Raw genomic sequence first — 23619 nt, forward strand, 5'->3', positions numbered from 1 at the left:
GTCGCGTCGGCGCGTTCCGCTGGCCCGGCACCTTCGCGGCCTGTGCGGTCCTCGTGGTCGGTGTGGTCGGTGTGGTCGGTGTGGTCGTCACAGTTCCTCACCCCGGCGGCGCAGCACGCGCAGATAGACGAGCGTGACGCCCAGCAGGATCAGCAGCATCACGATGCCGATCGCGGAACCCAGGCCGTAGCGGGCGGACGCGAACGCCTTCTGGTAGGCGTACACGTTGAGCACGAGATTCTGGCCGGCGACGCCCCCGCCTCCGGTCATCACGTAGATCTGCGTGAATATCTTGAAGTCCCAGATGATCGACTGGATGGTCACCACAACCAGCAGCGGCCGCAGCATCGGCGCCATGACACTGCGCCAGATCCGCGGCGTCCGCGCGCCGTCGAGGGCGGCGGCCTCCAGCACCTCTGCGGGAATGGCGCGGATTCCGGCGTAGACCGTCACCATCACGAGCGGGAACGAGCACCACACGACCTCCAGGAACACCAGGAGGAACGCGCTCCACCGGCCGTACGTCCAGGAGAAGTCGCCCAGTCCGAAGACCCGGTTGACCGGGCCGAAGTCGGGGTGGAAGAGGAACACCCAGACGGTGGACCCGGTGATGGCCGGGGTCGCCCAGGCGCCGAGCGAGGCCAGCATCAGCGCCAGCCGCGGCACCGCCCGCACCCGGGTCAGGAGGACGGCCAGCGCGCACCCGACGGCCAGGGTGCCGAGGACGCAGGCGGCGGCGAAGCCGACGGTGACCAGCAGCACGTCCCAGAACTTCGGGTCGCGCGCCAGCTCGGCGTAGTTGCCCAGGCCCTGGAACGTGGTCGGCTGCCCGCCGCTGACCTGGGCCTGGGTGTACTCGTAGAGGGAGATCAGGCCGAGCTGGTAGATCGGGTACGCGAGCAGTGCCGCGATCACCAGCAGCGCGGGGGCGAGGTAGAGCCAGGGCGTCCACCCGCCCCCGCGGCGCGCGGCGACGGCCGGGCCGCTCACCGCGCGAAGGCCTCGTCCATCGTGCGTGCGGCGGCCCCGGTGGCTCCGGGTACGTCCTGCTTGCCGCTGACGACGCGCTGGAACATGGTGGGCAGCACCTGGCTCGCGTCGATGGCCGACCACGCGGGCGTGGCGGGCACGAACTTCGCGCCGACGTCCAGCGTCCGCACGAAGGGCTCGACGAACGGCTCCTCGGCGGCGACCTGCTGCCGGGTGTCGGTGAAGGTCGGCAGGAAGCCCATCTCGGCGAACAGCCGCTCCTGCGTCTCCTTGCCCGCCAGCCGCCGCATCAGGTCGACGGCCAGACCGCGGTGGCCGGTGCCGCGCATGACGCCGAGATTGTTGCCGCCGGCGAAGGCGGGCGCGATCTCCCCCTCCCGGACGCCGGGCAGCGGCACCACGTCGTAGCTGCCGGCCACTTCGCTGTTCCCGACGGCCTCGCGGTTGAAGTCGCCGCCGATCACCATGCCCGCCTTGCCGTTGGCGAAGGCTTCGACGGTGTCGTTGCCGCCCATCTGCGCGCAGGTGGCGGGCGGGCAGTTGCCGGGGCCGAAGAGGTCGGTGTACGCGGTGACGCCCTTGCGTGCGGCCGCGTCGTCGATCGTCGCCGTCCATGCGCCGCCGCGCTTCTCGGCGACCTCGCCGCCGTGCGCCCAGACGAAGGGCAGGGCGCCGTAGGTGTACGAGCCGCCGACGGCGATGCCGTACATCTGCGGGCGCTCCTGCCGTATCCGTCGTGCGGTGTCGGCGAGTTCGTCGAGGGTGGCGGGCGGTTCGAGGCCGAGGTCGTCGAACACGTCCGTGCGGTAGTACAGGGCGCGGACGCCGACGAACAGCGGAGCGCCGTACACGCGGCCCTGGACGGTCACCGACTGCCGTGCGGTGGGATCGGTGTCCGCGGTCTCGTCCCACTCCTCGAAGGCGTCGGTGACGTCGAGGAGGGCGCCGTTCTCGACCAGGCCGGCGGTGTCGGTGTTGCCGAACTCGACGACGTCGGGAGCGGAGGAGGGGTCGTTCAGGGCGCCCTTCATCTTCTCCGCGCGGCTGTCGACGGGGATGTACTGCACGTCGACGGTCACGCCGTCGTGCTGCTTCTCGAACCCGGCGACGACGTCGTCGACGATCCGCTGCTTCGGCGCGTTGTCGACCTCGCGGAAGAGCCAGACGCGCAGCGTGCCCGTCCGGTCGTCGCCGCCCTGCTCCGCACCGCCCGACGAGGTGGACGGCGCGCAGCCGGTGAGGGCCAGGGCGGTGGCCAGACCGAGGACGGCGGCCGGCCGGGAGAGGAGTCGGAGTGCGGACGGTCTCATGGCGTGCCCCCTGGCGGGTCGACGGCGGAACGACACAGCGTTGCAACATGTGCAATGCGCGTTTCGCATTGCACAACCGGGCCGGGCAGGAGGCTAGAGCCGACCGTCGCGGGCCACAAGAGGTCTCGACCAATCGAATGCCGCCGGAACGGCCGGAGCACGGAGCAGCGGGCAGGGGCGCGCCGGGCGGGCACGGGTGGCCGCCGCGCACAGCACGGCGCGCCCCGCCGGACCCTCGTTCGAGAGGGTGCCCGGCGGAGCGCGCCGTGTGAGCCCTGCGCGGTGTGCGGCGTCAGGTGTGCGCCGCGGCGGGCGCTACTTCTTGCCGCCCTTGCCGTCGCCGTCCTTGCCGTTCTTGCCGCCGCCGGCGCCCATGGTCTCGTAGATCTCCTTGCACATGGGGCACACCGGGTACTTCTTCGGGTCGCGACCCGGCACCCAGACCTTGCCGCAGAGCGCGACGACGGGCGTCCCGTCGAGCGCGCTGGCCATGATCTTGTCCTTCTGGACGTAGTGGGCGAACCGCTCGTGGTCGCCGTCACCGTGCGATGTCTGCGGGGTCGGCTCGACGAGAGTGCCGGTACCGGTCCCGCGCTCGGGCTCGAGAGTGCTCATGTGACCCAAGCCTAATTCAGCGAGGCGTCGTCCGGGTACGTCGCGACCATGGCCAGTTCGCTGCGCTGCCTCCGCAGTACGGAACGCCACAGGCCCTCGGGGGCGGGCGAGGACACGTCACCCGGCTCGGACTCCACGACGTACCAGGCGCCTTCGGCGAGCTCGTCCTCGAGCTGGCCCGCGCCCCAGCCGGCGTACCCGGCGAAGATGCGCAGCGAGCCGAGTTCGGCCGCCAGCAGCTCGGGCGGCGCGTCCAGGTCGACCAGGCCGATCGCGCCGAAGACACGGCGGAATCCCAGCGGGCCGTCCCCGGGGCCGCGCGGGGCGTCCGGGCCGGTGACGCCGCCCAGCACGTCCGCGGCCTCGGCCGCCGCGTCGCCCGCGAGGTCCGCTCCGGGCGCGGGGTCCGCTCCCCCCGCGGCGTCCGGCGCCCCGTCGCGGGCCGGCCTCTCCGGGCCCGTGCGGGGACCGGCCGCGCCGGTGAGGGGACCGTCCGGGCCGTGGTCGCCGTTGCCCGTGGGGACCACGGCCAGCCCCAGCGCCGCGTCCAGCGACACCGGCCCCCCTTGGAACACCACCCCCGGGGCGCCCGCGAGATCGCCCCAGCCCTCCAGGATGTCGTCGACGTCCACGGGCGTCGGGCGGTTCAGGACCACGCCCAGCGAGCCCTCCTCGTCGTGGTCGAGGAGCAGCACGACGGCGCGGTCGAAGTTCGGGTCGGACAGCACCGGGGTGGCGACCAGCAGCCGCCCGGTGAGGGAGGACACCTCGGTCATGCCGCAATGATCCCACTCGTGGCACCGACAGGGATACCTTCCGGCCGCACTCCGGCCCCCGGAAAGGCGCGAAACCGCCGGTCACCCCGTGGGCATGCGGTGACCGGGACCTCCGCCGGCCGACGATCCGGGCACCTCCCACGCCGGAAGAAACGGTTCCGGAAGCAGGCGGGCCCGCACAGGGCGTACGGAAAGCGGCCTGTGGGCCATTAGTCTTGAGTGCTGTCCCCTGAAACCCCGTTCGAAACGCGGAGCTCCATGTCCGGCACCGAAGATGTCCTGCTCGTCCACGGCGGTAGCCCACTGGAGGGCGAGATCCGTGTCCGCGGCGCGAAGAACCTCGTGCCCAAGGCCATGGTCGCGGCGCTGCTCGGCAGCGGCCCGAGCCGCCTGCGCAACGTGCCCGACATCCGCGACGTGCGGGTGGTGCGCGGCCTGCTGCAGCTGCACGGCGTCACCGTGGGCGCGGGCGAGGAGCCGGGCGAACTGGTGATGGACCCCTCGCGGGTGGAGAGCGCCGACGTGGGCGACATCGACGCGCACGCCGGCTCGTCCCGCATCCCGATCCTCTTCTGCGGCCCGCTGCTGCACCGCCTCGGCCACGCCTTCATCCCGGGCCTCGGCGGCTGCGACATCGGCGGCCGTCCGGTGAACTTCCACTTCGACGTGCTGCGGGAGTTCGGCGCGACCATCGAGAAGCGCGCCGACGGCCAGTACCTGGAGGCGCCGCAGCGGCTGCGCGGCGCCAAGATCAGCCTGCCGTACCCGTCGGTCGGGTCCACCGAACAGGTGCTGCTCACCGCCGTTCTGGCCGAGGGTGTGACCGAACTCTCCAACGCGGCGGTCGAGCCGGAGATCGAAGACCTCATCTGCGTGCTGCAGAAGATGGGCGCGATCATCTCCGTCGACACCGACCGCACCATCCGCATCACCGGCGTCGACCGGCTGGACGGCTACACCCACCGGGCCCTCCCGGACCGGTTGGAGGCCGCGTCCTGGGCGAGCGCCGCGCTCGCCACGGAGGGAAGCGTCTACGTCCACGGCGCCCGGCAGCGCGAGATGATGACGTTCCTCAACACCTACCGCAAGGTCGGCGGCGCGTTCGAGATCGGCGACGAGGGCATCCGCTTCTGGCACCCGGGCGGCCCGCTGAAGGCCATCGCGCTGGAGACGGACGTCCACCCGGGCTTCCAGACCGACTGGCAGCAGCCGCTGGTCGTGGCGCTCACCCAGGCGTCCGGGCTGTCCATCGTGCACGAGACGGTGTACGAGTCGCGGCTGGGCTTCACAGAGGCCCTGAACCAGATGGGCGCACACATCCAGCTCTACCGCGAGTGCCTGGGCGGCACGCCGTGCCGCTTCGGGCAGCGCAACTTCCTCCACTCCGCGGTCGTGTCCGGGCCGACGAAGCTCCAGGGTTCCGACCTGGTCATCCCGGACCTCCGGGGCGGGTTCTCGTACCTCATCGCGGCACTGGCCGCGCAGGGCACGTCGCGCGTGCACGGCATCGACCTGATCAACCGCGGCTACGAGAACTTCATGGAAAAGCTCGCCGAACTCGGCGCCAACGTCGAGCGCCCGTAGGGCGCACCCGCGCCGCACGGCAGGCGGACCGCCGGCGCTTCGGACGCGACGAGGGGCGGCCACCCTGGGAGGGTGGCCGCCCCTCGTGCTCGGAGGGCGATAGCCCTTACTTGCCCTTGGCGGCTTCCTTCAGCTTGGAGCCGGCCGACACCTTGACGCTGTACCCGGCCGGAATCTGGATCGGCTCACCGGTCTGCGGGTTGCGCGCCTGGCGGGCGGCGCGGTGCGTGCGCTCGAAGGTGAGGAAGCCGGGGATGGTGACCTTCTCGTCGCCCTTGGAGACGACCTCGCCGGTCACCTCGGCCAGAGCGGCCAGAACGGCGTCGGCGTCCTTGCGGGTCACCTCGGCACGATCGGCCAGAGCGGCCACCAGCTCACTGCGGTTCATAGTTCGTTACTCCCGTGTTCTTCTTGCCGTTGAGGCGTGAGTCGAAGCCGATGCTGCCAGGGCCCTCGGACAGTCCCCGGACCCGGGTCCTAAGGTTCAGACCCTCGCGCCCGAAGACGCATCCTGCCCCCACCTGCGGCGGGAACGCCAATCCGACACCCTTCCGGCGCCCTTCCGGCTTCTCGAACCCTACGGGCCACACGGGTGCCGACACCCGCGACGCGCCGGGCGGACGCGGGCCGGGACCCGTGAGAGGTGTCACCCGTCCGGGTCACTCCCCCGACGTGCCGGCCGCCTCCGTCGCCGGCTGCGTCGCGGATTCCCCGGCGGCCCTGACGGCCTTGCGGACCGCGCCGGCCACCGCTCCGGAGACCTTCTCGTTGAAGACGCTGGGGATGATGTAGTTCGCGTTGAGCTCGTCCTCCAGCACCACGTCGGCGAGCGCGCGCGCCGCCGCCAGCATCATCTCCGTGTTGACCGTACGCGACTGCGCGTCCAGCAGGCCGCGGAAGACGCCGGGGAAGACCAGCACGTTGTTGATCTGGTTCGGGAAGTCGGAGCGTCCGGTGGCGACGACCGCCGCGGTGCGGCGCGCCTCGGCCGGGTCGATCTCCGGGTCGGGGTTGGCGAGCGCGAAGACGATCGCGCCGTCGGCCATCGTGGCGACGTCCTCGCCGGCCAGGACGTCGGGAGCGGACACGCCGATGAACACGTCGGAGCCGGCCACCGCGTCCTTGAGGGTGCCGGTGACACCCTCGGGGTTGGTGTTGCGGGCGATCCAGCTCAGCGGCGAGTCGGGGGCGGCGTCCACCAGGTCCTCGCGTCCGCCGTGCACGACGCCGTGGATGTCGGCGACCACCGCGTGCTTGACACCGGCGGCCAGCAGGAGCTTGAGGATCGCCGTACCGGCCGCTCCGGCGCCGGACATGACGACGCGCACGTCCTCGATGTTCTTGCCGACCACGCGCAGCGCGTTGTGCAGCGAGGCGAGGACGACGATGGCGGTGCCGTGCTGGTCGTCGTGGAAGACGGGGATGTCCAGGGCCTCGCGCAGCCGCGCCTCGATCTCGAAGCAGCGCGGCGCCGAGATGTCCTCGAGGTTGATGCCGGCGAAGCCGGGGGCGACCGCCTTGACCACCTCGACGATGGTGTCGGTGTCCTGGGTGTCCAGGCAGATCGGCCAGGCGTCGATGCCGGCGAACGTCTTGAACAGCGCGGCCTTGCCCTCCATCACCGGAAGCGCGGCCTTGGGCCCGATGTTGCCCAGGCCGAGGACGGCGGAGCCGTCGGTGACGACGGCGACCGAGTTCCGCTTGATGGTGAGCCGCCGGGCGTCCTCGGGGTTCTCCGCGATCTGCGTGCAGACGCGGGCGACACCCGGGGTGTAGACCATGGAGAGGTCGTCGCGGTTGCGAATCGGATGCTTGGACGACATCTCGATCTTGCCGCCGAGGTGCATCAGGAACGTCCGGTCGGAGACCTTGCCGAGTGTGACGCCCTCGATGCCGCGCAACTGCTGGACGATGGAGTCCGCGTGCGCGGTGGAGCTGGCGGCGATGGTGACGTCGATCCGGAGCCGTTCGTGGCCGGAGGCCGTCACGTCCAGACCGGTGACCGAGCCGCCGGAGGACTCCACGGCAGTGGTGAGCTGACTGACCGCGGTCCCGCCCGCGGGGACTTCCAGACGGACCGTCATCGAGTACGAGACGCTGGGCGCCGTTGCCATGGCCGACTTCCTCTGCTTTCCCTGTGCTACCGGGCGCCGGCCCGGTCCGCCGGGGACCGTTGCGCGCGGCGCGTCACCAGATAGTCCCACCTACCGACTGGTACGCAGAAACCTGACCCCTCTCGTGGAATCATTCTTCCACCATACGAGAGAAGGCGCCCCGCGAGGAACCCCGGGCGCCGCGCGGAAACGGGAAGCGACATGCGCCCTCCACGGCATCAATCAGTCGAAAACGGTCCGAATCGTTCTAGGATCCTGCCCGCACACGCTCATGTACGTACACAGGAGACCGAACAATGGCTCAGGGCACGGTCAAGTGGTTCAACGCGGAGAAGGGCTACGGCTTCATCGCTCAGGAGGGCGGCGGGCCGGACGTCTTCGTCCACTACAGCTCGATCAACGGTGACGGATACCGCAGCCTGGAGGACGCCCAGCGCGTGGAGTTCGAGATCGCTCAGGGCCGGAAGGGCCCGCAGGCCGAACAGGTGCGCGTGCTCGGCTGACGGCCCGAGCGGAGCCCGGCGAAGCGGGGCGACGAGAAGAAGGTGGCACCGACCCGCCAGCTCGCCTCGCGGCAAGTGGTCGCTCGAAGCGACGATGGTTGGGCCCGGGGGCATGGATCGGGCCGGTGCCACCCTCAGGCTAACAAACAGGGCCCGTTCGGCCATCCCTCCTTCCGGGCCCTGTGCGTTCGGCGGGACGGGAAGCGGCGTTCGGACGCCGCGGGAACGTACGGTCGGCAGACTGGGGCGCCCCGGTGCCGCGTGGCGGCACCGATGCCCCCGCCGCCGGCGGGGTGCGGCCCGCCCTCCTCCGATCCCAAGAGGCCCGCTGTGTCCTACCTCAGTCCGCCGGAGTTCGTCACCAGGATGATCGACGCCGGTGAGTCCAAAGTCTTCATGTCGACGCGTGACACGGTGATCCGCGCCTACATGGCCGGCGCGATCCTGGCGCTCGCCGCCGCCTTCGCGGTGACCGTCACCGTCCGGACGGGCCAGCCCCTCCTCGGCGCGCTCCTCTTCCCGGTCGGCTTCTGCCTGCTCTACCTGCTGGGGTTCGACCTGCTCACCGGCGTGTTCACCCTCGTGCCGCTCGCCCTGCTGGACCGGCGGCCGGGCGTCACCGTCCGGGCGGTCGCACGCAACTGGGGGCTGGTGTTCCTCGGCAACCTCGCCGGAGCGCTCACCGTCGCGCTGATGATGGCCGTCATCCTCACCTTCGGCTTCTCCACCGGCCCCGACGAGGTGGGCCGCGCCATAGGCACCATCGGCGAGGGACGGACCGTCGGTTACGCCGAGCACGGCGCCGCCGGCATGCTGACGCTCTTCGTGCGCGGCGTGCTGTGCAACTGGATGGTCTCCACCGGCGTGGTCGCCGCCATGATGTCGACGTCCGTGTCCGGGAAGGTCATCGGGATGTGGATGCCCATCCTGGTCTTCTTCTACATGGGCTTCGAGCACTCGGTCGTCAACATGTTCCTCTTTCCCTCCGGCCTGCTGCTCGGCGGCGACTTCTCCGTCGCCGACTACCTGCTCTGGAACGAGATTCCGACCCTGGTCGGCAACGTGGTCGGCGGACTGGCGTTCGTGGGACTCACGCTGTACGCCACCCACGCGCGGACCGGCGCGCCCCGGCTGCCCGCCGGCGGGTCCGTCCCCGCCGGGGCCTCCGTCCGGCCGCCCCGGCGGCCCGACGACCGGGTGGAGGAGCGTACGGAGGGCGGGGCCGCGCGGCGGGCCGACGGGCCCACCGGGTGACGGCGGGGGCGTGCGGGCCCGGCAGGCGTGCGGGCGGCGGCTGACGCCCGCTCACGGTCCGCACGTGCCGCCCTGCTCCCCTCGGGGAGCGGCGCGGCACGTTCAGTCCCGCAGCAGGTCCGGCACCCCGTCGGCGTCGGGCAGGTCGCGGGGGCCGGAGACGAGGGTGAGCCGCTGCGTCGCACGGGTGAGCGCGACGTACAGCACCCTCAGCCCCGCTCCGCCGGCGCCCGGGCCGCCCTCGGTGAACTCGCGCGGGGACAGGCCCTCCGCGATCTCGGCGGGCGAGACGACCACGGTGGCGTCGTACTCCAGTCCCTTCGCCTCCAGACTGCCCAGCGCCACGGCCCGGTCGCCCAGGCCGGCCAGCCACTGCCGTGCCTGGGTACGCCGCCCCATCGCGACCACCACGCCGACCGTGCCGTCCACCTCTGCGAGCAGCCGCTCGGCCTCGGCCCGTACGGTCCGGCCCAGCAGGTCCTCGCCGTTGCCCTCCCCGTCCGCGCCGTCCGCGCCGTCCGCGCCGTCCGCGCCGACGGCCGCGACGAAGCGCGGGACGAGGCCCGTGCGGCGCACGGCCTCCGGCGGGGTGCTGCCCGGCATGGCCAACGCCAGCACCCGGTCGGCGAGTTCGGCGATCTCCGCCGGGTTGCGGTAGTTGACGGTGAGTTCGAAACGACGGCGCGGACGGCCACCCAACGCCTCGGCGCGCGCGGCGGCGGCCTCGTCGGTGTCCGTCCAGGAACTCTGCGCCGGATCGCCGACCACGGTCCAGGTGGCGTGGCGGCCGCGCCGTCCCACCATCCGCCACTGCAGGGGCGTCAGGTCCTGCGCCTCGTCGACGATGACGTGGGCGTAGTCGCGGCGCTCCTCCTCCACATCGGGCCGCCGCCGGCGCGGGCCGCTGCGGTCGGCGGCGGTGGTCACCTCCTCCAGCCCCGTGAGCTGGTCCAGCGGATCGTCCTCCTGCCTGCGCGGCCGGGCGGCGGGCGGGCCGAGGAGCTGCCGCAGCTCGTCCAGCAGCGCGACGTCGTGCACGGACAGCGGCCCCGTGCCGTCCACGCCCAGCCGGCGCAGCGAGCGGGCCAGCAGCCGCACCTCGCCGCCGCGGAGCATCCGGCGTGCCCAGCGGGCGAGCCGCTTCTCGTCGGCCAGCGCCGCGAGCACGCGGCGCGGGGTCAGTTCCGGCCACCAGGCGTCGAGGAAGTCGGTGAAGTCCGTCTCCTCGTCGAGGTCCTCGTCGAAGCCCTGCCGCACCTCGGCGGCGAGTTCGGGATCGTGGGCGTGCCGGCGGGCGGCGCCGGACTTCTCCCACAGCGCGTCGAGCAGCAGCCGCCGGGCCCGGGGCCGCATCAGGTTCACCGGCGCGGTGCCGCCCAGCACCTGGCGGCGTACGGCCCGCAGTTCGTCCGCGCCCAGCTCGACGCGGGAGCCGAAGGCCACCACGCGCAGCCGCTGCGGGACCTCGCCCAGCTCCAGGGCGCCCCGCGCGGCCCGGCGCAGCACCCCGACCATGCGGGCGGAGCCCTTGACGCGGGCCACCGGCTGGTCGTCGTACGCGCTCGCCTCGACACCGTCGACCAGCGAGCCCAGCGCGCGGATGGCGACCTGCCCCTCCTCGCCGAGGGAGGGCAGCACGCCTTCGGTGTACGACACCAGCAGGGGGGTCGGGCTGACGACCAGGATGCCGCCCGCGTACCGGCGCCGGTCCCGGTAGAGGAGGTAGGCCGCGCGGTGCAGGGCGACGGCGGTCTTGCCCGTGCCGGGGCCGCCCTCGACCTCGGTGACGGAGGCGGCGGGGGCGCGGATCACCTCGTCCTGCTCGGCCTGGATGGACGCCACGATGTCCCGCATGGCGTGGCCGCGGGCCCGGCCCAGGGCGGCCATCAGGGCGCCGTCGCCGACGGCGGGCAGTTCCTCGCCGTCCAGGGTGGCGCGGATCTCCGGGCGCAGCAGGTCGTCCTCGACGCCGAGCACGCGGCGGCCCTTGCTGCGGATGACGCGGCGGCGCACCACCCGGCCGGGGGTCACGGGAGTGGCCCGGTAGAAGGGGGCGGCGGCGGGCGCCCGCCAGTCGATGACCAGCGGGGCGTAGTCGGCGTCCAGCACGCCCAGGCGTCCGATGTGCAGGGTCTCGGCGATGTCCGCGCCGCCGTCCGGGCGCACCGCGTCGTCGGCCGGCTCCACGGAGGTGTAGGCGCCGTCGGGGCCGCGTTCGCCGGTCTTGCCGTCGAGCAGGTCGATGCGGCCGAAGAGGAAGTCCTCGAACTCGCTGTTCAGCCGGTTGAGGTGGATCCCGGCCCGGAAGACCTGCGCGTCGCGTTCGGCGAGCGCGCCGGGTGTGCCGACCTGCCCCCGCTTGGCGGCGTCGTCCATGAGGAACTCGGCCTCGTGGATCTTCTCCTCCAGACGGCGGTACACGGCGTCCAGATGCGTCTGCTCGCGACGCGTCTCCCGTTCGCGCACGCCCTCGGCGTCCGCGGCCCGGCCGTCTGCTCTGTCCACGGTGTCCTGCGCTCCCATGCGGCCCCCTTCTCTCTCACAGGGCAGCCGTCCACCGTACGCGACCTGCGGGTGTCGTGCGGGCGTGTCCCGTGCGTGGTGCCGCGCGTCACAGCCCGTCCGCGGGGGTTTCCATCCGGATGGCGGCCAGCTTCTCGCCCTCGAGCGTGCGGACCTCGAAGTGGTCGATCCGGTCGGGCGTGAGGCCGGCGCCGCCCGCCACGTACAGCGGCTCCTCGTACGCGGTGCCCTCGATGCCGTAGCCGTACCCCGGCACCGACCAGGTCGCGACCGTCTGCCGGCCGCCGTCCCCGCCGACGGCCACCAGGTCGCAGGCGCGCGGGCCGGTGAGGTTCCCGATCCGGAGGGTGACGTGGGTGCCCCAGGGCCGTTCCTGGAGCGACACCGTGGCCTCGACGCTGGTGGACGGGTCGTGGTCGGAGAACTTCTCCCCCTGCGCGAAGGCGGCACGCGCCGCCTCGGCCGTGGTGGGCGGCGGCCGGTCGGCGTCGTCGTCACCGGCGAGGGGGCCGACGGCCACGCCGCCGAGCGCGCCGGCGGCGAGCAGGACCGCCGCGACGGCGCCCGCCAGGGCGTGGCGGCGCCGTCGCGCGCGGCGCCGTTCGGAGGCCGCGGCGGCGAGCGCCCGGTCCAGCGGGCCCCCGCCCTCGTGCGCACCGGATGCCGGCCCGGACCCGGAAGACGGCACGGATCCGAAAGACGCCTCGGAGGCCACCTCCTGGAGGAGGGGACGCAGGCCCAGATTCGCCTCCAGTTCCTCGGCGCACCGGGTGCACCCGGCAAGGTGGTCCTCGAAGCGGGACGCCTCGGCGTCCGTGAGCAGACCGAGGGCGTAGGCCCCGACGTCGGTGTGCGGAGACGGCGGCGGACCGGGGGTGTCCGGCGTGCCGAGGGGGTCGCCCGTCATGACGTCACCCCCCGTTCCTCCAGGGCCAGGCGCAGCGAACGCAGCGCGTAGAAGACCCGCGACCGCACGGTACCGGGCGGTACCCCGAGCGCCTCCGCGGCCTCGGCGACGCTGCGGCCCCGCAGATACGTCTCGACGAGCGCCCGCCGGTGTGCGGCGGTCAGGTCGGCCATCGCCTCGGAGATCACCATGGCCCGCAGCGCCCGGTCGATCTCGTCGGCGGCAGGCACGGACTCCAGCGGCCCGGGGTCCACCTCGTGCGGGCGGGCCTGGCGGCTGCGGTGACCGTCGATGACGATGCGGCGGGCGACGGTGACCAGCCACGGGCGGAGCGCGGCCGGGCTGCCGCGATGCAGCTTCTCGGCGTTGCGCCAGGCACGCAGCAGCGTCTCCTGCACCACGTCCTCGGCGCGATGCCGGTCGCCGCCGACCAGGCGCAGCACGAACGCGTACAGCGGCACGGCGTGCGCCTCGTACAGGGCGCGCATCAGCGCGTCGTCGTCGTGAGCCGCGCCGTCGTCGTGAGCCGCGCCGTCCTTCACCCGCGCATCGTCCCGCACCCTGCGACCTCCGGTCGAGCCTCCACCCCTGGGTACGCCCACCGGGTCCGCGACGTTCACCGGCCGCGGAGCGCCGTCAGCGGGCCCGCTCCCACGCGGTACGGGTGAGCGCGTACTCGACCTCGCCGTGCTCGGAGCCCTCGATCGCGTCCGGCCAGTCCCCGTGGAAGGCGCGGACGAGGACCAGGCCGGACTTCTCCATCACGCGCCGGGAGCGGACGTTGACGGCCATGGTGTTCGCGGTGACGCGCTCGACGCCGAGGTCCGCGAACCCCTTGTCGATGAGCGCACGGGACCCCTCGGTGGCGTAGCCGCGCCCCCAGGACGCCCGGTTCAGCCGGTAGCCGAGTTCGACCACGGCGGGGCTGTCGTCGCTTGGCGGGCGGAACTCGAACCAGCCGAGGAACGTGCCGGCGCCCTTCTCCTGCGCGGCCCAGTAGCCGCGCGTCCCGGTGCAGGCGTGGACGTGCAGCAGCCGCGGCATCGTGCACGTGCGGATCGCCTCCCGGTCGGCGGGGCGGCCGCCGTTGAGGAACCGCATCACCTCGGGGTCGTCGTCGAGCGCGAACAGGTCGTCGGCGTCGTCGGCGGTGAACGCGCGCAGCACCAGCCGCTCGGTCTCGAGGAAGTGGCCCATGCGGCGATCCTCCCCACACACGACCCGCCCGGCCACCGGTTTTCGCTACAGCGCCGACCGACGAACACCGGAGGTCAGCTGCGTCGAGGCTGAAGTCTCGAAACGCCGGCAGGCGGTGCTCACTCCCTGACCATGGCCTGCCCATGATCGCGCACCCATGCCTGCACCACTGCGGTGTTCCGCCGCATGGCAGCCTTGAGCTGCTGGCGCTGGAACTGGTCTCGACCGTCCTCGACGACCTGTTCCCAACCCTCGCGGGCATCGACCAGGCGTTCGGAGACCAGAAACTCGATGACGTCCTCGAGACTGGGACGAAAGCGCTTCCCGCCGACCGGAAAGTGGAGCTTGTCCAGGGTCCGGCCGACATCGTGCCCGCGGTTGAGCTTGTCGAGCGCCGGTGAGCTCCCATGAACCTGCAGGTGAGCCCCCGCGTAGTGCTCCTTCTCGCGCTCGAAGTCGAAGTGGCACAGGCACGTGCTCAGGTCTGCTTCGGCGAAGATCCCGCAGTAGGAGGAGTGCACCGCCAGGTAACACTGTTCGTCGTCCATGCGGACCTGGTAGGAGAGGCTCATCCAGACCCGCGGCTTCTTGTTGTCGATACCGAGCGGGAAACCGGTGGGCTGAGTCGGATTCGACCTCGAGAGCCCTGAGCCGATGGTGAACACGGGCGGGCCGGCGAAGAACGGCCGCTGGACCGCGACCATACGAACGTGCTGGCAGATCGTCTTGTTGAGCGTGTACTGCAACTGCTGAGCGAAGTCGCGAGCCCGCCTTCCGAGCTCAGAGGTCAACCGTGCCGCCGATGGAGACCCAGAGTGCGTGCGCACGAGCGGACGTGAAGTGCCGCTGCTCGGCTTGCTGTTCGAGTTCTGCGTAGGTCAGGCCGAGCTCGGCGAGGGAGCGGCGCGCAGCCTCCTCGAACTCCTCGGCAGTGACGACGATGAGTGTGTCGTCGTCATGTTCCGGTAACCGCTGGTCGATCACCGTCATGTCCACCCCCAGGTACGTGGCACGTCCGGACGACCGCACCGAAGCGTGGTGCGACCCGACTGCCATGGTGACGCACGATCAGATTCCTCACCAGGGGTGTACCCCCGTTGAGCGAGGGGTTACCTCTTTCCGGTGACAAGTGACATGCCTGTGTGCCCGTCGTCCCAGAACGTCCGGTGTACCAACCCACTGGATCTCACGAGGTGGACCGAAGTCCGTCAGCGCCCGTCCGGTTCGACGGCGAGGCGGTAGCCGCGCTTGACGACGGTCTGGACGACGCCGCGCACGCCGAGCGCGGCGCGCAGCCGGGTCATCGCGGTTTCGACGGCGTGCTCGTCCGTCCCCGCTCCGGGGAGCGCGCGGAGCAGGTCGGCGCGGGAGACGACCCAGCCGGGGCGGCGGGCCAGCTCCCGCAGCAGGGCCATGCCCGCCGGAGGCACCGCCCGCAGCCGCCCGTCGACCACCACGGCGTGGCCGCGGAGCTCCACCCCGTGGCCCTCGACCTCGAACGTGGCGGCGCCCTCCGGCAGCCGCGCGCACAGCAGCTGGACCAGCGGGCCCAGCCGGAAGCGTTCGGGGCTGGCGGTGGGCACCCCGGCCGCCTCCAGCGGGGCCGCCGTGACCGGCCCGACGCAGGCGGCGAGCACCCGTCCGTCGCGCAGCTCCGCCAGCAGCGGGTCCCGTACGCCCCGCTCCCCCGCCCGTTCCAGCAGCGAGACCGCGGCCGGGGCGCTGGTGAAGGTGAGCGCGTCGACGGCCCCGGCCAGCACGGCGTCGGTGAGGCGGTCGACGGGTGCCAGGTCCTCCGGCGGCAGCCACCGGTACACCGGGACGCCCACCACCTCCGCACCGTCCGCGCGCAGCGCCGCGACGAAGTCCGACAGCGGATCGCCGTGCAGCTGCACGGCGATCCGGCGCCCGCGGACGCCCTCCCCCAGCAGCCGGTCGCGCACCTCGGCCATCGACTCGGACTCCGGTGACCAGGACTCGCGCAGTCCGGCGGCGCGTACGGCGCCGCGCACCTTGGGGCCGCGGGTGAGGATCTCGGCACCGGCGAGCGCGGCGCGCAGTTCGTCGCCCAGGCCCCAGCCGTCGGCGGCCTCCAGCCAGCCGCGGAAGCCGATGCCCGTCGTCGCGACGGCCAGGTCGGGCGGCTCGGCGATCAGGCGTTTCGTTCCCGCGAGCAGTTCCGCGTCGTCGGCCAGCGGCACGATGCGCAGCGCGGGCGCGTGCTGGACCGTGGCGCCGCGCCGCTCCAGCAGCGCGCCCAGGTCATCGGCGCGGCGCGCGGCGGTGACGCCGACGGTGAAGCCGTCCAGCGGCCTGACGGGTTCCTGCTCGCTCATCGTCCCTCGTCCCTGTGGTGCGGGGTTCTGCGGGTGCCCCCGGCCATGGTGGGCGCCCCGCGTGTCACCGCCGGTTCACCGGCGTTTCTCCAGTGTTACGCGCCCGCTCGGCCGGCGCCGGGCCCGGCCGCGGCGGGCGCACGTACACCGCCCACACGAGGGCGCCGCACAGCACGTAGTAGGCGGCGAAGACGGCGAACGCCGCCGTCCCGGAGCCCGTGGCGGCGAAGGAGCGGCTGAGTGCCAGGTTGATGCCGACCCCGCCGAACGCCCCCACCGCGCCGATCAGCGACATCGCCGCCCCGGCCATGCGCCGGGCGTGCGCCGCCGCGGCCTCCCCCACCAGGCCGCGGGACCGCGCGCCGGCCTCGTGGATGCCGGGCAGCAGGGCGTACACGGAGCCGTTGCCCGCGCCGGTCAGCACGAAGAGCAGCACGAATCCGGCGACGAACAGGGGCAGCGAGCCGCGTACGGACGCCCCCACGACCAGCACGGTGGCGCCCGTCATCAGCGCGAAAACCGCCAGCGTCACGCGGGCGCCGCCCCACCGGTCGGCCAGGTGGCCACCGACCGGGCGCAGCAGCGAGCCGAGCAGCGGCCCGACGAACGTGAGCGAGGCCGCCTCCAGCGGCGTACGGCCGAACTGGCCCTGGAGCACCAGCCCGAACGCGAAGCCGTAGCCGATGAACGAGCCGAAGGTGCCGATGTAGAGGGCGGCGACGATCCAGGTGTGCCGGTGCCGGGCCGCCTCGGCGACGGCGCCGGTGTCGCCGCGCACCGGGCCCAGGTTGTCCATCCGCCGCAGCGCCCACACGGTCGCCGCGACGACGAGCGGCACGTACAGCGCGGGCAGCACCCACGGGTGCCCGGCGCCGCCGAGGGCGATCAGCCCCAGCCCGGCGAGTTGCACGACGGCGACGCCGATGTTGCCGCCGCCCGCGTTGAGGCCGAGGGCGCGGCCCTTGAGACGCAGCGGGTAGAAGGCGTTGACGTTGGCCGTGGAGGAGGCGAAGTTGGCGCCGCCGACCCCCGTGGTGACGGCGACGAGCAGCAGCACCCCGTACGGCACGCTGCCGGGCGGCGCCGCGAACACCGCGCACAGCCCGGCGCACGGCACCAGCAGCAGCGCGGCGCTGAACGCCGTCCAGTCGCGGCCGCCGTACCGGGCGACGGCGAAGCCGTACGGCACCCGCAGGGCACCCCCGACCAGCGACGCGACGGCGACGAGAGTGAACTTCCCGGCCGCGTCCACGCCGTGGGCCTCGCCCATGAACAGGGCGAGCACGGCGAACATGCTCCACACCGAGAAGCCGACGTGCTCGGCGCACACCGACCCGACGAGGTTCCGCCGCGCCACGTGCCGCCCTTCGGTCTCCCAGAACCCCCGGTCCTCCGGGTCCCACCGCTCCATCCAGCGCCGCCGCGCGCGCATCCGGCCCTCCTCCGACTCGCCCTGCTGGACGTTCCGGACGCTAGGCGTCGCGCGTTTCACCCCCGTGGCGGTGCGTCACACCGACGCAACGACGCGCTCACGCCACGGACGGAGCCGACGTGAGCAGCTGTGCGGTCAGAGGCCCAGATAGCGGCTCACGGCGTGCTCGACCTCGGCAAGGTCGTCCCGGGTGAGGTAGTCGACCGGCTCACCGTGGAGGAACCGGACATCGATGGATCGAAGCTGATCCACCAGCAGGCGCGTCCGTGCACCGGCGATGGACAGCTCGGGCCGGAAGACGGCCGGCTGCGCCCGCGTGGACGTGGGCACCACCGTGGCGAGGCTCCACGGCATGGATGTCGGGGACAGCACCAGGCCATAGCGTCGCCCGCCCTGTTCGTGACCGCGCTGCGCCTGTCCGAGGTCGACCCGGTAGACGGCTCCGCGAATCACCAGGCGTCCTCGTCGGCCGACAGGTCTTCCGCGTGGAGTCGCTGCGCATCCTTGCGTGCCTGCTCCAGCCAGACTTCTCGTTCCAGAAGGCGCAGCGCGCGCCTGATGACGTCGCTGGTCGCCTCGCCCTCGCGCGTTGCCGCCTCGATGATGCGAGCGTCCTCGTCCGTGGGGCGGAACCCTATGGTCGCTGCCATACCGCTCAGCGTAGCCCGCGCCACACCACTGTGCAACATCTGTTACACAGAAGTGTGACGGTGCGCGAGGTCCCGGTCCGGTTCCGGGAGCCAGGCGCCGGGCGGGACGGCGAACCGGCCGGAGGTGCGGGACAGGTCGGCGGCGGAGGCGAGCAGGGCGTCCAGGCCCGGGTGGCGCAGACCGCGGCGCCACACGACCGAGACCGGCGCGAGCGGCACCGGGTCGGTGAGCGGACGCAGCACCATGCCCTCCACGCCCGTGAACACCTCGGTGGCCAGCACCGACCAGCCGCGCCCCCGCACGACACGGCGGAACTCCTCCTCGCCCTCGATCCTCGGGAACGGCGGCGCGAGGCGGATGCCGCGCCCGGCGAAGAGCGCGCGGGCGTAGTCGGTCCACTCGGCGGTGTCGTCGTTGCCCGCCCCGGCGTACAGGGTCTCGCCGTCCAGCCGGCCGAGCGGCACCTCGGGGAGCGCCGCGAGCGGGTGGTCCTCGGGCAGCAGCACGGCGACCCGCTCGTACCGGACGAGCCGGTGCTCCAGCCCGGCCGACACCTCGGCCGCGAGCCCGGCGACGCGGCCGAACGAGACGTCCAGCCGGCCGGCGAGGATCTCGGCCGCCGCGCCCGCGAGGCCCGCACGGTAGCGGGCCACGAACTCCGTGCGCGGTGCCCGTCCGCGTGCCGCCTCCAGCACCTCGCGCCCCGTGCTGACCGGCGCGGCGACGTCCACGGTCAGCGGACGCCCGGCGGGCGCGAACGCGGCGGCCAGTTCGTCGTGCGCGGCCAGCACCGCCCGCGCGTACGGCAGCAGCCGCTCACCGTCGGCGGTGAGCGTCACCCGCCGCGTCGACCGCACGAACAGCGTCGCGCCGGCCTCCCGTTCGAGGCGCGCGACGTCCCGGCTCAGCGCCTGCTGGGCCACGTACAGCCGCGCGGCGGCCCGCGTGAAGTGCAGCTCCTCCGCCACGGCCACGAACCCGCGCAACAGCCGCGGCTCGACGTCCCGGGGCGCGGTCATCGCCCCGCCCCGCCGCTCGCGCGCGTGCGACCCGCACGCGCGCGGCAGTCCCGGCCCGGGACCGCGTCACGGTGACGCGGGGCTTCCCGCGCCAAGATGCTTCTCATGGACGCACGGTAGTCCGCCGCCACGGGCAGCGGATCATGTCCAGCATGCCCGTGGTGGGCGGAGCGACAGCGGACGGAAGCGGCGTCGGAGCACGGCTGAGGGGGCGTGCGGCCGGTCAGGGTGCGCTCAGGCGGGCGACGGAGCCGGTCTCGAGGGCCGTCCACACCGCGCCGTCGGGGCCCACGGCGATGCCGTGGGGTTCACAGGACGGGGAGGGCAGGGCGTATGAGGCGAGGTCGCCGGTGGCCGTGATGCGGCCGACACGGCCCGCGCCCCACTCGGTGAACCAGCACTCGCCCGCGGACGCCGCCACGATCGCGTGCGGCTTGGCCGTCCGGTCCGGCAGCGGGAACTCCTCGGCCGCGCCGTCCACCGTCATCCGGCCGACCTGGCCCGCCGCGATCTCGACGAACCACAGGGCGGTGCCGTCGCTGGTGATGCCGACCGGCGCGGCGCCGGGCGTCGGCAGGGGGTGCAGGGTCACGTCGCCGTGCACGTCGATGCGGCCGAGGGCGTCGGCCTGGTTGAGGGCGAACCACAGGGCGCCGTCCGGTCCCGCCGTGATCGCCGAGGGGTAGCCGCCCTCGACGGGGAGCGCGAACTCCGCGATCTCGCCCGCGGTGTCGATGCGTCCGACGCGGTCGGCGCCGGTCTCGGTGAACCACATCGCGCCGTCCGGCCCGGCCGTGATGCCGAAGGGTCCGCAGTCGGGCGTGGGAACGGGCCAGGACCGCACGTCGCCGTCGACGGTGATCCGGCCGATCCGGTGGTCCTGGAGCCGGGTGAACCAGAGGGCGCCGTCGCCCGGTCCGGGAGCGATGACCGTGGGGCGGCACTCGGGCGCGCCCAGGTCGTACTCGCGGACCGTGCCGTCCGGGGCGAGCCGCGCGATGCGGCCGTGGTGCACGAGCGTGCACCACAGCGCACCGTCCGGCCCGGCCGCGATGCCGTACGGTCCGGCTCCCGGGCCTCCGACGGCGAACTCCTGGACGACCGGGTCTCCGCTTCCCCGCACAGCCGCTCCCCCTTCCGGACGGCTTCGCCACCGTCCACCCCCGCACGGTCCCCGGCGCCGGACGGCCGCGGCAACTCCTTTTTCACCCGCGGGCGCGGAGGTACGCGTCCAGTTCGGCGGCGCCGGCGAGCAGGGCCCGGCCGCGGGCGGACAGCCGGTCGTGCCAGTCCCGCAGTGCGGCCTCCAGCGGCTCCAGCCCGCCGGCCGCGCGCACCTGGGCGATCAGCGGGGCGATCTGCTCCAGCAGGTAGCCGCCCCGCCTCAGTTGGTGGACCAGCCGGGCGTCCCGTACGTCGGCCTGGTCGTAGACGCGGTAGCCGGTCGCCGGGTCACGGCGCGGGTGCACCAGTCCGGCGTGTTCCCACTTGCGGAGCGTCGCGGGGCGGAGCCCGAGCTTCCGGGCCAGCGGACCGATGAACGTGCCGCCCGGTCCGGGCCCGGCCGCGTCGGGGCCGGAACCGGGGGCGGGCCCGGGGGCCGGCGACGTCAGGTCGTGGAGGGCGCGCTCCACGGCCTGCAGCGTGCGCCGGTCCTCGAGGAGCTGGACGTGGCTCTCGTCGACGAGGCGGAACGCCTCCTCGGCCGCTCCCTCGTTGACCGCCCGCATGATCGACGTCGCGGCCGGGTGGCCGTGGCCGGGCAGCAGAGCGAGGAACGTGCGCAGGGCCCGTGCGTGGAGCGGGGTGTACGTGCGGTAGCCGTGGCGCGTGCGGTCGGCGACCGGCAGGATGCCGGCCTCCTCGTAGTTCCGCACGGCCTGGGTGGACAGACCGTGCGCACGGGCCAGGTCGACCGGCCTGAGCCGCTCCGCGCTGTGAAGGTTGCGCACCGTGAACCCCGCATCTTCGGGTGGAAGTCTCCACAGAAGTCTGCGCGATGGCGCGGAAAGCCTGACGACCGCCACCGCCGACGGGATGCGGCTGCTGCCCCCCGCGCGGCGCCGGGCCCGCCCGACGGCGCCCGCCCGCATGCACAACGCAGGTGCGTGAACGGGACCGCAACAGGTGTTGGACCGCTGGCCCTTCGTGCCGCGAGGGTGGTCACCATGCCGACCACCTCTCCTGCCCCGGTCACGCCTGCCCGCCGCTGGACCGCGCCCTACGTGCGGCTGTTCGCGCCGCCCGGCGCGGTGGCGTTCACGGTGGGGAACCTCGTCGCCCGGCTGCCGATGGGGATGTTCACCGTGGCGGCCGTGATGATGATCGCCGGGCAGCGCGGCAGCTACGCCCTCGCCGGTGCGGTCACCGGGACCGGGCTGGCCGCGACGGCCGTCGTGGGGCCGCTCACCGCGCGGCTGGTGGACCGCTACGGACAGGCGCGGGTGGCCGTGCCCGCCGCCGCGTTCGCCGCCTGCGGCGCGCTCGCGCTGGTCCTGTGCGTACGTCTGCAGGCTCCGGACTGGACGCTGTTCGCCGCGTACGCCGCGACCGCGACGACGCCGAACACCGGCGGCATGTCCCGGGCCCGCTGGGCTCACCTGCACCGGGACGACCACGGCGCGCGGCACACCGCGAACTCCTTCGAGCAGGTCGCCGACGAACTGTGCTTCGTGTGCGGCCCCGTGCTGGCGGCGCTGCTGTGCACGGCGCTGTTTCCCGAGGCCGGCACGCTCACGGGGGCGGTGCTGCTGCTGACCGGCATCCTGCTGTTCGCGGCGCAGCGGCGCACCGAGCCGCCCGTCGCCCCGCCTGAGGCGGGGCGCGGCCGGGCGCCCGTACGGCTGCCGGGGATGCCGCCGCTGCTGGCGACCTTCGTGTGCACGGGCGCGGTGTTCGGCGCGCTGGAGGTGGTCACCCTCGCCCACGCGGACGCGCTGGGGCACGGCGCGGCGGGCGGCGCCGTCCTGGCGGTGCAGGCGGGCGGTTCGGCGGTGGCCGGGCTGGCCTTCGGCACGTGGGCCCCGTCCGGCTCCGTACGGCGCCGCTTCCGGGGGTGCGTGGCGGCGATGGCGGCGCTGATGACGCTGCCGCTGCTGGGGGCGGCGTCCGGGAGCCTGCTCGTGCTGGCGGGGACGCTGCTGGTGGCCGGCATGGCGACCGCGCCGACGATGGTGACGGGGATGACGCTGATCCAGCGCCGCACTCCGGCGGCCCGCCTGAACGAGGGGATGACCCTCGCCGTGACGGCCCTGCTGGCGGGGATCGCCGCCGGCTCGGCGGCGGGCGGCTGGGCGGCCCAGCACCTGCCGGGCGGCCCGGCGCTCGCCTACCTCGTGCCGGTCGGCACCGCGCTGCCGGCGGCCGTCGTCGCCCTGGCCGGCTTCCGCAGCCCGCACGGGGACCGGCTCAGTCGCGGTCGAAGATCTCCGTCGCGTCGGTGACGGTGAGCGCGCGGTCGAACCAGACGTCCAGCAGGTCCAGGTCGGTGCAGCCGGTGATCCGGGCCCGGGTGGCGGCCAGCGTGGGGACGCCCCGCTTCTCCAGGAGCCGCAGCACGGCGTGCGCCCGCCCGGCGGCGCACCCCTCTTCCCGGCCTTCCTCCATGCCCTTGAGGTACGACTCCTCGACGATGGTCCCCCGCCCGGGGAAGAAGGTCCCCATGCTCATCAGCTTCCTCCAGGTGGCACGGGCCGGGCTGTCGCCCAGTCCGATCTCCAGCAGTTCGGTGAAGTACTCAGCGGACTCGCCGTCCGCCGCACCCAGCGCGGCGGCGAGAGCTTCCAGTATGGCAGCGGCATCCGGATGGTTCCCGTGCGTCATCGCGGAGAACGTGGCCAGCGCGAGGTCGCGTGCCGCGTGCTCGGGCTCCGTGATCACGGGGACGTTGTCCGGCCCGAGCACCAGCGGGTGGACGGTGAGGGCCGTGCGCCAGCCGTCCGGTCCGAGGGAGAACGGGCCGGACGCCCAGCGGGCCGTGCTCCGGTCCTGGCAGGTCACCAGCAGCAGGACGGGGCAGTCGTACTTCGCACCGAGATGGCCGAGGTAGTACGCCCAGCTCCGCCGTTTGGCGGGGTCCCGGCGGCCCTGGGCCTCGATGGCGAGCAGGAAGTCGTCCCACGCCCCTTCGGGCCGGATTCGCAGGACGCTGTCGACTCTGCGTTCCAGGGGCCGGATCTCGGTGGCGTCCGGTGAGAGCACTTCGACCGCCGCAGGCGACGGCAGCGGAACGCCGAGAAGGCGGAAGACCGGTGCCAGGAGTTCGGGGCGGTCCTGGAAGATCCGGTGCGACGCCTCGTGGGAGGAGGTGACCATGGGAGGCACGGTAGGGATCGCGCGGAAGCGGAATATGCCGAAGGCACAAGACCCACCCGTTCGGGTGACAGCAGGACGGGCCCCGCGCGGCCTT

General features: G+C 73.4%; 24 protein-coding genes. 4 read left to right on the top strand and 20 right to left on the bottom strand.

What is annotated here, in order from left to right; all coding sequences use genetic code 11:
- Positions 1 to 87: 87 nt before the first annotated feature.
- From RM572_RS22845 to RM572_RS22860, 4 genes are all read right to left on the bottom strand, one after another.
- Positions 88 to 990: a carbohydrate ABC transporter permease gene (locus RM572_RS22845; protein WP_311675294.1), complete on the bottom strand. Its 903-nt coding sequence runs from the start codon at positions 988 to 990 to the stop codon at positions 88 to 90.
- Positions 987 to 2300, bottom strand: coding sequence for an extracellular solute-binding protein (locus tag RM572_RS22850; protein WP_311675295.1), 1314 nt, complete (start codon positions 2298 to 2300; stop codon positions 987 to 989). Before RM572_RS22850 ends, RM572_RS22845 begins: the two co-directional genes overlap by 4 nt.
- Before the next feature lie 315 nt (positions 2301 to 2615).
- Complete coding sequence (locus RM572_RS22855) at positions 2616 to 2915, bottom strand: DUF3039 domain-containing protein (protein WP_311675296.1); 300 nt, start codon at positions 2913 to 2915, stop codon at positions 2616 to 2618.
- A gap of 11 nt (positions 2916 to 2926) precedes the next feature.
- A complete protein-coding gene (locus RM572_RS22860) occupies positions 2927 to 3691 on the bottom strand; it encodes a YqgE/AlgH family protein (protein WP_311675297.1) in 765 nt (254 codons plus the stop codon).
- A 258-nt stretch (positions 3692 to 3949) separates the two neighbouring features.
- Here RM572_RS22860 and murA point away from each other — a divergent pair, with 258 nt between their 5' ends.
- Positions 3950 to 5275: a UDP-N-acetylglucosamine 1-carboxyvinyltransferase gene (gene murA, locus RM572_RS22865; protein WP_311675298.1), complete on the top strand. Its 1326-nt coding sequence runs from the start codon at positions 3950 to 3952 to the stop codon at positions 5273 to 5275.
- A 106-nt stretch (positions 5276 to 5381) separates the two neighbouring features.
- On the opposite strand, the gene RM572_RS22870 is transcribed toward murA, so the two are convergent.
- Together RM572_RS22870 and RM572_RS22875 are read right to left on the bottom strand one after the other, a co-directional pair.
- Entirely contained in the window at positions 5382 to 5663 is a 282-nt protein-coding gene (locus RM572_RS22870) for an HU family DNA-binding protein (RefSeq protein WP_027763440.1), read from the bottom strand.
- A 271-nt stretch (positions 5664 to 5934) separates the two neighbouring features.
- On the bottom strand, positions 5935 to 7389 hold the full coding sequence (locus RM572_RS22875) for an NAD-dependent malic enzyme (RefSeq protein WP_311675299.1): 1455 nt from the start codon (positions 7387 to 7389) through the stop codon (positions 5935 to 5937).
- 296 nt (positions 7390 to 7685) lie between these two features.
- Between RM572_RS22875 and RM572_RS22880 the strand changes: the two genes are divergently transcribed.
- Positions 7686 to 7892, top strand: a complete 207-nt coding sequence (locus RM572_RS22880; protein WP_027763438.1) for a cold-shock protein — start codon at positions 7686 to 7688, stop codon at positions 7890 to 7892.
- Positions 7893 to 8222: 330 nt separating this feature from the next.
- Positions 8223 to 9146 carry a formate/nitrite transporter family protein gene (locus tag RM572_RS22885; protein ID WP_311675300.1) on the top strand — a complete coding sequence of 308 codons (924 nt, stop codon included), beginning with the start codon at positions 8223 to 8225 and terminating at the stop codon, positions 9144 to 9146.
- Positions 9147 to 9248: 102 nt separating this feature from the next.
- Here RM572_RS22885 and RM572_RS22890 read toward each other — a convergent pair whose 3' ends face one another.
- The 13 genes from RM572_RS22890 to RM572_RS22950 form a co-directional block, all read right to left on the bottom strand.
- Positions 9249 to 11669, bottom strand: a complete 2421-nt coding sequence (locus tag RM572_RS22890; protein ID WP_311675301.1) for a HelD family protein — start codon at positions 11667 to 11669, stop codon at positions 9249 to 9251.
- An 88-nt stretch (positions 11670 to 11757) separates the two neighbouring features.
- Positions 11758 to 12576 carry an anti-sigma factor family protein gene (locus RM572_RS22895; RefSeq protein ID WP_311675303.1) on the bottom strand — a complete coding sequence of 273 codons (819 nt, stop codon included), beginning with the start codon at positions 12574 to 12576 and terminating at the stop codon, positions 11758 to 11760.
- The gene (locus tag RM572_RS22900) at positions 12573 to 13136 is read right to left on the bottom strand and encodes a sigma-70 family RNA polymerase sigma factor (RefSeq protein WP_394813684.1); all 564 of its coding nucleotides are present in this window, start codon (positions 13134 to 13136) and stop codon (positions 12573 to 12575) included. The genes RM572_RS22895 and RM572_RS22900 overlap by 4 nt, the downstream gene beginning before the upstream one ends.
- A gap of 76 nt (positions 13137 to 13212) precedes the next feature.
- Positions 13213 to 13773: a GNAT family N-acetyltransferase gene (locus tag RM572_RS22905; RefSeq protein ID WP_311675306.1), complete on the bottom strand. Its 561-nt coding sequence runs from the start codon at positions 13771 to 13773 to the stop codon at positions 13213 to 13215.
- A 119-nt stretch (positions 13774 to 13892) separates the two neighbouring features.
- Entirely contained in the window at positions 13893 to 14519 is a 627-nt protein-coding gene (locus RM572_RS22910; RefSeq protein ID WP_311675307.1) for a hypothetical protein, read from the bottom strand.
- 34 nt (positions 14520 to 14553) lie between these two features.
- Entirely contained in the window at positions 14554 to 14763 is a 210-nt protein-coding gene (locus tag RM572_RS22915; protein WP_311675308.1) for a hypothetical protein, read from the bottom strand.
- 218 nt (positions 14764 to 14981) lie between these two features.
- Positions 14982 to 16109, bottom strand: a complete 1128-nt coding sequence (locus RM572_RS22920; RefSeq protein WP_311675310.1) for a uroporphyrinogen-III synthase — start codon at positions 16107 to 16109, stop codon at positions 14982 to 14984.
- A gap of 64 nt (positions 16110 to 16173) precedes the next feature.
- Positions 16174 to 17541, bottom strand: coding sequence for an MFS transporter (locus RM572_RS22925; protein WP_311675312.1), 1368 nt, complete (start codon positions 17539 to 17541; stop codon positions 16174 to 16176).
- A 135-nt stretch (positions 17542 to 17676) separates the two neighbouring features.
- Positions 17677 to 17994 (bottom strand): type II toxin-antitoxin system PemK/MazF family toxin, encoded by a 318-nt coding sequence (locus RM572_RS22930; RefSeq protein ID WP_311675313.1) that lies wholly within the window; start codon positions 17992 to 17994, stop codon positions 17677 to 17679.
- Positions 17991 to 18191, bottom strand: coding sequence for a hypothetical protein (locus tag RM572_RS22935; protein WP_311675314.1), 201 nt, complete (start codon positions 18189 to 18191; stop codon positions 17991 to 17993). The genes RM572_RS22930 and RM572_RS22935 overlap by 4 nt, the downstream gene beginning before the upstream one ends.
- A 42-nt stretch (positions 18192 to 18233) precedes the next feature.
- On the bottom strand, positions 18234 to 19211 hold the full coding sequence (locus RM572_RS22940; RefSeq protein ID WP_311675315.1) for a LysR family transcriptional regulator: 978 nt from the start codon (positions 19209 to 19211) through the stop codon (positions 18234 to 18236).
- 223 nt (positions 19212 to 19434) lie between these two features.
- Positions 19435 to 20334, bottom strand: a complete 900-nt coding sequence (locus RM572_RS22945; RefSeq protein WP_311675316.1) for a Vgb family protein — start codon at positions 20332 to 20334, stop codon at positions 19435 to 19437.
- 82 nt (positions 20335 to 20416) lie between these two features.
- Entirely contained in the window at positions 20417 to 21163 is a 747-nt protein-coding gene (locus RM572_RS22950) for a TioE family transcriptional regulator (RefSeq protein ID WP_311675317.1), read from the bottom strand.
- A gap of 216 nt (positions 21164 to 21379) precedes the next feature.
- Here RM572_RS22950 and RM572_RS22955 point away from each other — a divergent pair, with 216 nt between their 5' ends.
- Positions 21380 to 22654: an MFS transporter gene (locus tag RM572_RS22955; protein ID WP_311675318.1), complete on the top strand. Its 1275-nt coding sequence runs from the start codon at positions 21380 to 21382 to the stop codon at positions 22652 to 22654.
- On the opposite strand, the gene RM572_RS22960 is transcribed toward RM572_RS22955, so the two are convergent.
- The gene (locus tag RM572_RS22960; RefSeq protein WP_311675319.1) at positions 22620 to 23525 is read right to left on the bottom strand and encodes a hypothetical protein; all 906 of its coding nucleotides are present in this window, start codon (positions 23523 to 23525) and stop codon (positions 22620 to 22622) included. The two genes, RM572_RS22955 and RM572_RS22960, sit on opposite strands and share 35 nt — an antisense overlap.
- Positions 23526 to 23619 lie beyond the last annotated feature (94 nt).

Source organism: Streptomyces hazeniae, from assembly GCF_031845485.1.
Lineage (GTDB): Bacteria > Actinomycetota > Actinomycetes > Streptomycetales > Streptomycetaceae > Streptomyces > Streptomyces hazeniae.